12 protein-coding genes are annotated in these 12,119 nt (G+C 60.4%); 3 read left to right on the forward strand and 9 right to left on the reverse strand.

Features of this window, described 5'->3' with window-relative positions:
- Positions 1-134: 134 nt before the first annotated feature.
- The 3 genes from K5607_RS10605 to K5607_RS18090 all read right to left on the reverse strand — a co-directional run bounded on the left by K5607_RS10605 (position 135) and on the right by K5607_RS18090 (position 4,810).
- The gene (locus K5607_RS10605) at positions 135-1,664 is read right to left on the reverse strand and encodes a ShlB/FhaC/HecB family hemolysin secretion/activation protein (RefSeq protein ID WP_221046997.1); all 1,530 of its coding nucleotides are present in this window, start codon (positions 1,662-1,664) and stop codon (positions 135-137) included.
- A gap of 250 nt (positions 1,665-1,914) precedes the next feature.
- A complete protein-coding gene (locus K5607_RS10610) occupies positions 1,915-4,620 on the reverse strand; it encodes a two-partner secretion domain-containing protein (RefSeq protein ID WP_082411363.1) in 2,706 nt (901 codons plus the stop codon).
- The gene (locus K5607_RS18090) at positions 4,598-4,810 is read right to left on the reverse strand and encodes a hypothetical protein (RefSeq protein ID WP_246598832.1); all 213 of its coding nucleotides are present in this window, start codon (positions 4,808-4,810) and stop codon (positions 4,598-4,600) included. Before K5607_RS18090 ends, K5607_RS10610 begins: the two co-directional genes overlap by 23 nt.
- Before the next feature lie 222 nt (positions 4,811-5,032).
- Here K5607_RS18090 and K5607_RS10620 point away from each other — a divergent pair, with 222 nt between their 5' ends.
- From K5607_RS10620 to K5607_RS10630, 3 genes are all read left to right on the forward strand, one after another.
- The gene (locus K5607_RS10620; RefSeq protein ID WP_221046998.1) at positions 5,033-6,076 is read left to right on the forward strand and encodes a helix-turn-helix transcriptional regulator; all 1,044 of its coding nucleotides are present in this window, start codon (positions 5,033-5,035) and stop codon (positions 6,074-6,076) included.
- Between the two features lie 200 nt (positions 6,077-6,276).
- Complete coding sequence (locus K5607_RS10625) at positions 6,277-7,110, forward strand: PHP domain-containing protein (protein WP_054772915.1); 834 nt, start codon at positions 6,277-6,279, stop codon at positions 7,108-7,110.
- A gap of 109 nt (positions 7,111-7,219) precedes the next feature.
- Entirely contained in the window at positions 7,220-7,456 is a 237-nt protein-coding gene (locus K5607_RS10630; protein ID WP_054772908.1) for a TIGR02647 family protein, read from the forward strand.
- 116 nt (positions 7,457-7,572) lie between these two features.
- Here K5607_RS10630 and lpxB read toward each other — a convergent pair whose 3' ends face one another.
- Genes lpxB through lpxA form a run of 6 tightly spaced genes read right to left on the reverse strand, consistent with a single transcriptional unit; the run spans position 7,573 to position 12,102 of the window.
- A complete protein-coding gene (gene lpxB, locus K5607_RS10635) occupies positions 7,573-8,727 on the reverse strand; it encodes a lipid-A-disaccharide synthase (protein WP_306304422.1) in 1,155 nt (384 codons plus the stop codon).
- The gene (locus K5607_RS10640; protein ID WP_054772910.1) at positions 8,720-9,817 is read right to left on the reverse strand and encodes a DegT/DnrJ/EryC1/StrS family aminotransferase; all 1,098 of its coding nucleotides are present in this window, start codon (positions 9,815-9,817) and stop codon (positions 8,720-8,722) included. Before K5607_RS10640 ends, lpxB begins: the two co-directional genes overlap by 8 nt.
- A gap of 49 nt (positions 9,818-9,866) precedes the next feature.
- Positions 9,867-10,121, reverse strand: coding sequence for a type II toxin-antitoxin system RelE family toxin (locus tag K5607_RS10645; RefSeq protein ID WP_054772911.1), 255 nt, complete (start codon positions 10,119-10,121; stop codon positions 9,867-9,869).
- Positions 10,108-10,314: a DUF2281 domain-containing protein gene (locus K5607_RS10650; protein ID WP_054772912.1), complete on the reverse strand. Its 207-nt coding sequence runs from the start codon at positions 10,312-10,314 to the stop codon at positions 10,108-10,110. Before K5607_RS10650 ends, K5607_RS10645 begins: the two co-directional genes overlap by 14 nt.
- Before the next feature lie 41 nt (positions 10,315-10,355).
- Positions 10,356-11,291, reverse strand: coding sequence for a Gfo/Idh/MocA family protein (locus tag K5607_RS10655; RefSeq protein ID WP_221046999.1), 936 nt, complete (start codon positions 11,289-11,291; stop codon positions 10,356-10,358).
- 31 nt (positions 11,292-11,322) lie between these two features.
- Positions 11,323-12,102, reverse strand: a complete 780-nt coding sequence (gene lpxA / locus K5607_RS10660; protein WP_054772913.1) for an acyl-ACP--UDP-N-acetylglucosamine O-acyltransferase — start codon at positions 12,100-12,102, stop codon at positions 11,323-11,325.
- Positions 12,103-12,119 lie beyond the last annotated feature (17 nt).

Here is a 12,119-nt window from a genome sequence, read left to right on the forward strand (position 1 = left end):
CGGCTTGCACGCGATGCTGTTTGCCCAAACTATGGGGCATAAGGGCGGTGCGGCTCGTCACACCGAATTTGCGGAACTTCGCGATAGAGGGGTTTGCATATACCCCTTCTTGTGAAGAGGCGCAGTGCTTAGGCTTAAAACTGGGCGCTCAGGCCGATGTGTGCCCGCAAGCCGTCTCCGGTGCGTCCGTCAAGATTAGTCGCCAGCACGTGGCCGAATTCGGCGCGCACGTCGAAATGGTTCATCACGGAGACTTTCGTGCCGAAGCCAACGCTGGCGATTTTGTGGACACGCTCGCCCGGCAACCGGTTCACACTGTTGGTGCGGGCGCCGTCGAGAAAACCATAGACTTGCGCCCTGAAGGCATCAATCCAATACAAAGTCGGCGGGCCTACTTCGTTTCTGACCACAAAGCCTTCGTCGGCATACAGTAGACCTTCCCGAAACCCTCTGACGGCATAGGTGCCGGCGCCGTATAACTGTTCCGAACCCAACAGGTTTTCATTGGCGACTTGAAGCCGGGCGTTGAGCGCCCAGGTCCAGTCCATAGGCAGGTAAGTCAGCCGGTCCAGGGTGAGATTTCCGTAGACGTATTGCGATTTGGCTCCGGCACGGCTGGCGCTGAAACGGTCGTCGCGATTGTCACCGGTGATGCCGCCGGGCGAATAGACCAGATTGGCATTGAAGCCGGTGCGGCCGTAGGCGTCTTGCCAAGAGCCGCGATAGCCGGCAATGAACTGAAAGATATTGGTGATGTTGTTGAATACGGGGGCTGTGGAAAACAGCACGTTGGTGTTGGCGGCTTTGTAATCGATGCCCAAGATGGCGCTATGGGTATAGCCGCCCAGCTCAGCCAACGGTTTTTCGTAGCGAGCGCTGGCGGTGGCGGAATAGCCGGTGGAATTCAGCGGCGCCGGCAGCAACGCATGAATATCGGCATAGCTGCCGGACAGTGTCAGTATGTCGCGCCAAGGCAGGGGAACGGTGTAGCTGCCGCTGTGCGCCCTATAGGTATCGCTATCCGGACTGGTGGCTAGACTGTAGTTGCCGATATGTCCCAGCCCCAGCAGATTGGCGTGGGTGGCCGACATGCCCAAACGCTCGTTCCGGGTGGAATCCAGACCTGTGTTGTCGGCGGTGAGCCTCACGTTCCACGGCTTCTGTTCGGTGACGCGGACGGCGATGTCGGTTTCCCCCGGCCTGCCGCCGGGGACAACCACCGCCGTCGCCGAGCGGTAAGAGTTGGAGCGTTGGATCCAGGCCAAGTCCTCGTCCAGCCTTTTCAGATCGATGGCATCGCCCGGCTGCAACCGAATGTTTTCCCGGTAGGCGGATTCGGGAAAGTGCTCCGCCCCCTCCACCTTCACCGTCCCCAAGCGCGATTGCAGCACCAACACCTGCACTACGCCCGAGGTGGCGTCCTGCTCAGGTATGGACACATGGGCCAATGCCTGCGAGCTCTGCAAATACAAGTTCACCTGTTGGGTGAGTTTTTGGATGTGCTCGGCGTCCAGCGGCGCATCGAGGAATGGCTTCAGGCTCTCCACAAAGCCGCGATCCTGCAACACCGGCAAGCGTGATACGTCGATCGCCAATCCGGGATCGAAAGGGTTCAAATCCTGCTCCGCCAGTCCTTGTTTTTGAACCTGGCCGGCCGCCGCCATAAATACCAGCGCCTTGAGGCGGAGGGGGCTCGCGGAGAGTTCCGCCCACGCTGGCGCAATAATGAAAAGACTTGCCGTAAGCCAGCAAATAACCGAGCGCAAATTGAACCTCATAAATATTTCCGTTCTATGATACGGACAAATAGAAACTATTAATAACGGCAAGGCGAAGCAACCGGCTTCGATGAATAGCGTTTACGCAACAAAAAGCCCGCGGCACTTTTGCCTATTATTCAGATGAAATATAAACTTACTCTTGTCTATGCATCGCATTAAAAGCCAGAAACGGATAAAATACAGACACTGGATCGACGCCTGTATTGATAGCGTTCAATTGCCGAGTCAATGACGCTATTTCCTGCTCATTGGAGTCAATTTTCCCCTGAAGATCGGTTATAAAATATGAAGTGGAAAAAATCGCGGTATAGCTATTTCCTGAACTACGTAAATTAGCCATTTCAGCTTTCTCGGCATTCACGGTATTCTGTAGTCGCTCAATTTTCGCCTTCAGATCTAATACGGCCTGTGGCGGCTTGATGTATTTACTCGCGACTTTTATGATGGCGCTCAAAGTCGAAAGAATCAGGTTGTCGTCGGCGGTACGCTGGTTGGCCGGCTTGCTCTGAATACCCTGCATCATGGCGGCTAGCGCCTTAGCGTAGTTTCCTAATGGACTGCTGCCTGGCGGCACGTTAGTCGTGGCAATCGACTTGGTAAGCCACAAAAGCTGATCCACTTTTGTTCCGAAGTCCGTCGTCCATCTGTTGGCTTGGTTTTCGCTCGTTATAGCGTCGTATATATTCTGTTCAAACGTATCTCCTTGCAGCGATACAAGTCCCGTTCCCGAGTTGCCGGAGTTTCCGGCGGTGTTGTTACCCACGACAGTCCCCCCGTTTTGCAACTGGTTGATAACCTGGGTGGCGCCAGTGGGAAGCGGTCCGCTGGCGGCTTGGCTGTTAGTCTGACTGACGCTGGCAGTCTGGCTGACGACTTGCACGGGGACGGTCTGCATCTGGGCCATCTGTACGCCACCGCCCTGCCCACCGTTGCTGGATGAGGAGTTTGCTTGCTTGTAATAGATTCCCGCCGCCGCAGTGCCGGGGTCGCCATAACTTTTTCCTTGCATAACGCTCGCGCCGGCTGCGCCACTCCAACCGGTGAGCGTGGTTTGGGCGGCGGAAGCGCCAAAGATGCGAATGGGGCCGCCGGCCAAGGTGCCGCCGGAGGTTTCGCGGGCGGTACCCAGGTTGGAGTTGGCGCCGATATTGATTGTCCCGCCGGTATCGGTACGGGCCGCGGCCAGGGTCAACCCGTGGTCGCCGATCAACCCGAAAGACGCGCCGACCCCATTGGCTGTGTTGAGATTGGATGCCACGTTGATGTTGCGCCCGGCCAGCAGGGAAAGGACCGCAGTGGTCCCATTGCTGGCTCCCCGCAGGTAGAGAGCGCCGTTGACCAGAATGTCCCGATCAGCATTGAGGGTGAGGCTATTGGTATTGCTTGACTGGCCCAGCCATGGACTTGGATTCATGCTACTGTCGATGGTGATATCGCCCGCGCCGCCGCCGCTGGAACTGGTGGTGACGGTAACGTTGCTTAACCCGAGCTGCGATGCCAAGAAGTCCGCGCTCAGGTACGAACTGAGTCCGCTGCCACTACAGGTGGCGCCGCTGCAGGTGGCGGTGTTAGCGCCATTGCCGCCAATAGTGATGTCGCTGGGATCCAACAGCAGGTTGCCGGTATTGCCATGGGGCGCCCGCAAGTCCGCCGTGCCTTGGAAATCAAGGCTCTTTTTGCCGGAAACCTCGGCCGAACCGCCGTTGCCGCCCAACGCGCCGCCCCGTGCGGAAATAGCGCCGCGGTACACGGTGGTGTCGTCCGACCACACAACGACTTGGCCACCGTCACCTTGGCCTATGGCATCGGCGTTGAGCCGCGCGCCTGCCTCAACAGTGGTAGTTTTGGCGTTCCGCACCGCCGGATTCTTGCCCTGGTAATCGCCGCCTACCAGAATCCTGCCGCCGCCATTGGCGCCGCCGGCATCCAACGCGGCGGTGGATGCCAAGGTGACCTTATCGCCAAGCACCTGGATTTCATTAGCGCCATCGTCTGCCGTGGCGGCAATCGTGCCGCTGACCCGGGTTTCGCCCACGTCACCGGACAGCAGCACCCGGCCGCCGACGTTGTTCACCCGAACCGCTTCGATGACGCCTGAATGATTGACCGCCAGGGCATAAGGATTGCCGCCGACGCTGAGCAGCTCGGCTTGGGCGGCGCGCATGGTGCCGCTGTTGTCCACGCCGGTTTGCGTAGCGCTCGCATCGACGCCGGAACGGACCGCAATGCGGGCATTGGCGCCCGGGGTATACAAAACCTCGTTACCGGCGACAAGCGCCGCGGTACCATTAGGGGCGCTGATCGCCCCGGCATTCTCCACCCGCGAACCAATCAGCAGGGCATCGCCGCCGCTGGCCGTAATTTGGCCTAAATTCTTCACTGCGGCGCCGGAATCGCCGGCAAACGATAAATCCCCTCCCGCCAGAAAGCTGGCGTTGGAGATATCTTTGGTGCTCAGCACCAGATTGTTTACGTTAACCATCCCGCTGGGCCCCACCACAATCCCGCTGGGGTTTATGAGGAATACGCGACCATTGGAGGACAGGGCTCCGTATATCGCCGATGGCGTATCCGTCACCACGCGGTTGAGTATTGCCGACGCAGTGCCAGGCAAGTTGAAACGAGTGATTTCACCGCCATTGATGGAAAAACTTTGCCAGTTGATAATTCCGAGATTCGACGCTTGATCGACCTGTAGCGTATTGCCGATAGCCGTCATACCGATGGCGCCAGAAACCACTTGTCCACCGCTAGGATTTCCATAAGCGGCGACGAATGCCAGACCAGTAATTGCGGCCACACCGTATTGCAATAAATTACGCCGTTTTTGCGCCAGCATAAGGTTCCCTCCAATTGACAATAATATTGCTATCCGGCGTATACCGATCCGGCCCGGTCGGATCGGTCAATTTGGCGAGTCCGGAATTGTTGAGGCCGCCGGCGGGTCCAGGGCTCTCAAGCTGGCTGTGCCCATCTCCCTTGCCGCAATCAGGAAACGGGAGCAAATGCGCGATATGAATGTTGTTCATTTTGCGGGTGTGCCCTATATTCACCATCTAGCGAGGAGTCTATCGGTGCTTGGACTCACGAATCCTCACCCGCGTAGGTGAGAATTCACAGGGTTATGGTCTGGTGGCCCCATAAATACAAGGAATCCCGCCTCTACGGCCATGCGTCCATCCCATGCGGTAGCCGCCTTAAACCACATCGCCCGGCTCGGCCTGCCCGGCCACACCGTACTGCCCACGGTGGTGGATGTGCTGCGCGATGCCGTAGGCTTTGACACAGCGCTGTTCACCTGGACCGACGCGCAAGCCGAGGTGGTGGACAGCCAGATCGTGCTGGGGCCGGATTTCCGGCACATCCTGCACGCTTATCTGACGGAATACGCCAACACGGTGGAGGCGTCGTACATCCTGTCTTTCCGCGACGTGCTGTTGTCGGATGCCCTCTGCGAGAGTTCCGACCGTTACGGCAAGCGTTATCAGGAATCGCCGGTCTACGACGACATCGGCCGGCAGGTGGACTGCTACCACTACCTGCGCTGGCCGATACGGGAAGCGGGAGCGCCCTTGGGGTGCCTGACTCTCACCCGGCCGCGCGGAACAAAGGCTTTTTCGGAAAAGCAAAGAACATTCATCCGCCTGACTACGGATACCTTGACCCACGCCCTTGCTTGCAGGAATTCCGGGGAAGCCTGTGCCGATCAATGGGAGGAAAGCGGCGAGGAAGCGTTCCTAATTTGCAATGAGCAAGGGCAAGTCCAGCATTTCACCCATCACGGCCGCGCACTGCTACACCTGGCGGCGGGGATTCCTGCCAATACCGCACGATTGCTCGATGCCGCCCTGGCTTGGGCCGAGCCTTTGCTGCAACAGGTGACAAAACCGCTGGCGTCTTCCCGTGAACAGAACCTACCGGCCGTCACAGTTCGCAATCATTCCGGCATTTACCTGCTACGAGGATTCCGGTTGGACGCGGTGCAAAAGGGAACCCCCAGCCTCGTGTCCGTGCAAATCAGCCGTCGCATCCCGTCGAAATTGAAATGGCTAGGTGCGCCCGCGATGCGCTTGCTTCCGGGACGGGACCAGGAGGTGGCCTTGGCTTTAATCGCCGGAAAATCCGCCAGGGAAATCGGGGAATCATTGGGTATTAGCCACAACAGCGTGGCCTATCACATACGCTCCATCTATAACCGGCTCGGCACATCGCGCCGGGACGATCTGGCAGCGGCGATGCTCGGAATGCCTCGTTGCAACGCCCTCGGCCGCGCCGCCCCCCTTGCCAGGACTTGACCGTGTCCGGAGCAAGCCGGAAGCCTTTTTGCAAAGACACCCACCGGGAAGGACGTATGCGCCACCACAGTTGGAGCCTGGAAGGCAGCCCGGTTAATGCAATGCCTATGCATAAACGGGCGGCCCGGCCGGGGAGGGAGAGATGAGCACCCTAGCGCTTTAGTCGGGTATAATTGGTTTTTTTACGCCGCGACACCGCCTTGCAAGCCTCCTACGACCTGCACTGCCACTCCACCGCCTCCGACGGCGCTTTAAGCCCTACCGAAGTCGTTCAGCGCGCCGCCCAGAAAGGCGTCACCACCCTGGCCCTCACCGACCACGACTGCGTCAACGGGCTGCAAGAAGCCGCCGCCGCTGCGCAGACGCTGGGGATTAGCCTGATACCGGGCATCGAGCTTTCCACCACCTGGAACCGCCAGTGCGTCCACGTGGTGGGCTTGCGCATTGACCCCGACAATGCCCCATTGCGGCAAGGCATGGCACAGTTGACGGAAATCCGCGCCGGCCGGGCGCGGGAGATCGGCCGCCGCTTGGCCAAGATCGGCTTTGCCGAAGCCTACGATACGGCCATCGCCCTGGCCGGAAAAAGCATGATCACCCGCCCCCACTTCGCCCGCGCTCTGGTGCAGCAAGGCCGCGCGGTGGACGAAAAAGCGGCTTTCGAGCGATTTCTAGCCAGGGGCAAACACGGCTATGTCACCACCGAATGGGCCCCTTTGGCCGAAGCGGTGGGCTGGGTGCGCCAAGCGGGCGGCATTGCCGTGCTGGCCCATCCGTTCCGCTATAACCTTACCGGGACGAAAATGCGCGAATTGGTGGAGGCGTTCATCGCTGCGGGCGGCGAAGCCATGGAGGTGGTGTGCGGCAACAGCAATCGGGACGAAATCCGCCACGCCGCCGAATTGGCAACCCGCCATGGGCTGCTGGCCTCGGCCGGATCGGACTTCCATAGCCCCGACATCCACTGGCTGGAGCTGGGACGCTTGCAGGAATTGCCGGCGGGATTGACGCCGGTCTGGCAGCGCTGGCAGTAATCCGGCGTTTACCCGAGACGCTCCGGCCTGTACAGTGGCGGCGGGGCGCACGGCGCCACGGCCGGTGCCGGCATCGGCCGTCAGTCAACCCAACCCGTGAGGATCAACCATGCCGTACACGCAAGATTTAATCGAAGAAATGAATGTGCTGATCCGCTACAACTTGGCTAACGGCCAGGAAGGCCTACAAGTGCACAAATCGGCCGATCCGGCCGTCATCGCCGCCTTCGCGCGCTTGCACGGCAAAGGCCTGCTGACCGATGAAGATGGCGGTTATTTAACCGATTTGGGACGGGAAGCGGCTGAGCACGTGCAATCGGCGCTGACCATGCTGGCGGCCAATTGAGACGATAAAAGCAAGGCGCTGAGCCGCCTTCACGCCATCCATGACCATGGACCCCGGCAATCCCTGCCGGGGTGACGGTCCCTCAGGGCTTTAGCCCAAAATACCTCGAACGAACATCAAGCAGGCCGGTGCAGCAGTTCCGCCGCCAGTTTGGCCATGGCCAGCGAACCGCCGTCCTCCCCCAGCTCGGCCTTGATCTCGGCCAAATCCCGGCGCATGTCGGCGGCATAATCCTTGTCTTTCAGCATGCGTTCCAGCGCGTCGGCGATCGCCGGCGGGTTGGCGGCGTGCTGGATCAGCTCCGGCACGATGCCGCGCCCGGCGATGATGTTGGGCAAACCGATGTGGGGCACTTGCACCAGCATGCGGCCCAGCCAGTAGCTGGGCTCGAACAGCTTGTAGACGATGGCCATGGGCACGCCCATCAAAGCCGTTTCCAGGGTGGCGGTGCCGGAGCAAGTGGCAACGGCGTCGCAGCACTGCAACACGTCGTAGGTGCGGCCCTGCGCCACTTTCACCGGCACCGGGCTGTCTTGCAGGTGGCGGCTGATGCTGTCGTCCTTGATGGTGCCGGCCTGGGGTAGGACGAACTGCACGCCGGGCATGCGCTCCGCCAACAACTGCGCCGCTTGCAGCATCACCGGCAGCAAGCGCTTGATTTCGCCGCGGCGGCTGCCGGGCAACAAGCCCACCACCGGCGCTTGCGCCGACAAGCCGAATTCCGCCATGGCCGCGGCCTTGGACACGCTGGGCTTGACCTTGCCGGCCAGGGGATGGCCCACGTAGCGCACCGGGTAGTTGTGGGCCTCGTAGATGGGCACTTCGAACGGAAAAATCACCGCCATCATGTCGGCGATTTCGCCGTAATCCTTGACCCGCCACGGCTTCCAGGCCCACACCTGGGGGCTGACGTAAAACATCACTTTCACGCCATAGGCTTTGGCCGCTTTGGCCAACTGGAAGTTGAACGACTTGTAATCCACGCAAATGAGCAAGTCGGGCTTTTCCGTGCGGGCGATGTTTTTCATCATGGCCAGCGCTTGATGGATTTCCCGGTAATGGGTCAGCACCTCGAACAGGCCGATGACGCCCATGTTGGAGGCGTCGAAACGCACATCGATGCCGGCCTCCCGCATATGCTCACCGCCCATGCCGACGCCTTTGACGCCGGGCACCAGCTTTTGCAGCTCGCGGAACAGGTTGGCGGCGTGCAAGTCGCCGGAGGCTTCGCCGGCCACCAGCATGACCTTGGTGCGGACCCGCTTAAGCACCGAACACCGCCCGGATCGTCGCGGCGATCTCTTGCACTTGCTCGTCGCTCAGCTCCGGGTAAATGGGCAACGACAGGCAGCGCCGCGCCACATCTTCCGTCACCGGCAGGCTGACGCCGGCATACGCCTCCTTGAACACGTTCTGCTGATGCAGCGGCACCGGATAGTAGATGGCGCAGGCGATCTGCTTGTCCTGCAACGCCTTCATCACCTCGTCGCGCTTGTCGCACAGCAAGGTGTACTGGTGATAGACGTGCACGCCGATGCCGTCTTCGAACGGCGTCTGCAACGGCAGATCGGCCAGCAAGCGACTATACAGGTGCGCGGCACGGCGGCGGCCCTGGTTGAACTGCTCGATACGCTTGAGCTTGACGCGCAGGATCATGGCCTGGATTTCGTCCAGGCGGCTGTTGTAACCGATCACGTCGTGGTAGTAGCGCACCTTGGAGCCGTGGTTGCGCAGTTGCAACATGAACGCCGCCGCCTCGTCGTCGTCGGTCGCCACCAGGCCGCCGTCGCCGTAGCAGCCCAGATTCTTGCTGGGGAAGAAGCTGAAACCGGCCGCCAAGCCGAAGCTGCCGGTCTGCTGGCCGCCGATGCTGGCGCCGAAGCTTTGCGCGCAGTCTTCCACCAGCTTCAGGCCGTGCTTGGCGCATACCGCCAGGATCGGCCCCATGTCGCAGGGCTGGCCGAACAAATGCACCGGCATGACGGCCTTGGTACGCGGCGTGATAGCGGCTTCGATGGCTTCGGCGGTGATGTTGAAAGTGCGGGGATCGATGTCCACGAACACCGGCTTGGCGCCCACATAAGCGATAGCTTCAGCCGTGGCGATGAAGGTGAACGCGCTGGTGATGACCTCGTCCCCTTCGGTGATGCCCGCCGCGCGCAGCGCCAGGTGCAGGGCGTCGGTGCCCGAGGCGCAGCCGATGGCGTGCTTGACGCCCAAATAGGCCGCCGCTTCCTTTTCGAAAGCCTGCACATTGGGCCCCAGCACGAAAGCGCAAGTGTCGAGCACCTCTTTCATGCCCGCGTCGATTTCGTCCTTGAGCTGGGCGTATTGGGTTTTCAGGTCCACCATGGGGATCATTGACGAACTACTCCACTGACTTTTTAAGTAACTGAATAACGAGATGCGATCAACGGTATACCTCGCGACGGTGTCCGACTTTCACGACCAGCACCAACAGCTCGGCATTTTCTATCCGATAAATCACGCGATAATCACCTGAACGCAGCCGGTATAGCCCTTGGCCGCCGGAAAGCTTCACGGCTCCATGCGGATGCGGATTGGTCTTCAGTCCGTCGATTGCCTGAACAATTCGCACACGCTCCGCGACGGATAGCTCCTTCAACACGCGAGTGGCGGCTTTCTCAATCTTAATCCTGTACATCTCGCAGCAATTCCGTTTTTACCGCCTCCCAGTCCTCAAACTCGCCGCTAGCAATCAAGCCTTCCGCTTCTCGAACATCCGCCTGCTCTTCATCCTGGCGGGCTTTGAGAAATTCGACAAAATCCAGCACCTCGCGCGCTTGGTGCTCGGGCAGAGACTTCACCGTCTGGTAAATCAATTCCGCCGTATTCATGCCGCCTCCTTTTGCTCCGCACAAGGAATCATGCCTGGCATTTACCCCAGCAACCGTCCGATCTCGATGGCCGTCTGCAAGGCGCGGCGGCCGGCCTCGCCCGGCACCAAAGGCGGCTTGCCGGTTTCAATGCACTCGACGAAATGGCGAATCTCCTCCATCAGGGCGTCGCCGCTCTCGTAGACGGAATCCTCGGTGACGATTTCCGGCACGCCGGGGAACATCTCCCGCGTGCCCTTGGTGTGACGGCTCAAGGTACGGCTTTGGAAGTCCACCGACATGTAGGCGTTGGGCAGGAACAGGCGCATCTTGCGCTCCACCTTGGTGCTGATGCGGCTGGCAGTAACGTTGGCGACGCAGCCGTTCTGGAAAGTCAGGCGGGCGTTGGCAATGTCGATGTCGTTGGTGAGTACCTTGAGGCCGTTGGCGTCGATGCGCTCCACTTCCGAACCCACCATGTCCAGGATGATGTCGATGTCGTGGATCATGAGGTCCAGCACCACCGATACGTCGTTGGCGCGGGGGTTGAACGGCGCCAAGCGGTGCGACTCGATGAACAACGGCCGGTTGTGGGTCAAGTCCAGGTTCATCACCGCCGGATTGAAGCGTTCCAAATGCCCCACCATGAGCACCTTGCCTTTTTCCTTGGCGATGCGGATCAGCTCGTCGGCTTGCTCCACGGTGACGGTGATGGGTTTTTCCACCAGCACGTGAGTGCCGGCCAGGAGAAAGTCGCGGGCTACTTCGAAGTGCAGGCTGGTGGGCACCACGATGCTGGCCACGTCGATCTTGCCCAACAATTCCCGATAGTCGGTATAGGCGGCGCAGCCGGGATGGCGACCGGCAATGGTCAAGGCGGTTTCGCGGTCGGCGTCTACCACCGCCACCAGTTCGCACGGGGGCAAGGCGGCATATTTTTCCGCGTGGAATTTGCCCAGATAACCTACGCCGATCACGGCGCATTTGAGTTTGTTCATGCTTGCAGAATTCATTCGATTGCTTTGGCTCTCAGTCTTCGGCCTTGACGCCGGGCGCCACGAAACCGGCCAGGGAGCGCTTGGACTGCGCCGCCAGCCAGGCGCGCAGATAGGCCATTTCCGGCGTATCCGGCAACTCGTCCAGAGATTGCCGCTGGCGCAGCCGGCGAAATGCGTTGGACAGGACGCGGTAACGTTCTCCGTCGACGCCGTTGCGGCGCAAGCCCACGGTGTTGAGGCGGTAGTGTTTGATGGGCGCGCCGCCCACCAGGCTGTAGGGCAGCACGTCCTTGTTGACGCCGGCCATGCCGCGGATCATGGCGAAGGAGCCGATGCGGCAGAACTGGTGCACCACCGCCTGACCACCGAAGAACACCCGGTCGCCGACCAGCACATGGCCGCCCAGGGCGACGTTGGCGGCCAGGATGTTGTAATCGCCCAATTCGCAATCGTGGCCGATGTGGCTGTTGTTCATCAAATAGCAGTTTGAGCCGATGCGGGTGGCGGTGCCGGTGGCGCGGCTCACCGTGACGCCTTCGCGGAACACGTTGTGGTCGCCGATTTCCACCCAGGTTGCGCGATGGCGGTCGAAGCCCAAATCTTGCGGCAATCCGCCCAGCACGGCGTGGGGATGCACCCAGTTGCCCTGCCCCATTTTCACATAGCGGCGCACCACGGCGTGGGCGTCAATGACGCTGTCGGAGCCGATTTCCACATCGTCTTCGACGATGGCGTAGGGGCCGACGCTAACGCCGGGACCCAGTTTGGCGGTGGACGCCACTTGAGCGGTGGGATGGATATTGGCAGTCATGGCTTCCGTGATTTCTG

Source organism: Methylogaea oryzae (assembly GCF_019669985.1).
Taxonomy (GTDB): domain Bacteria; phylum Pseudomonadota; class Gammaproteobacteria; order Methylococcales; family Methylococcaceae; genus Methylogaea; species Methylogaea oryzae.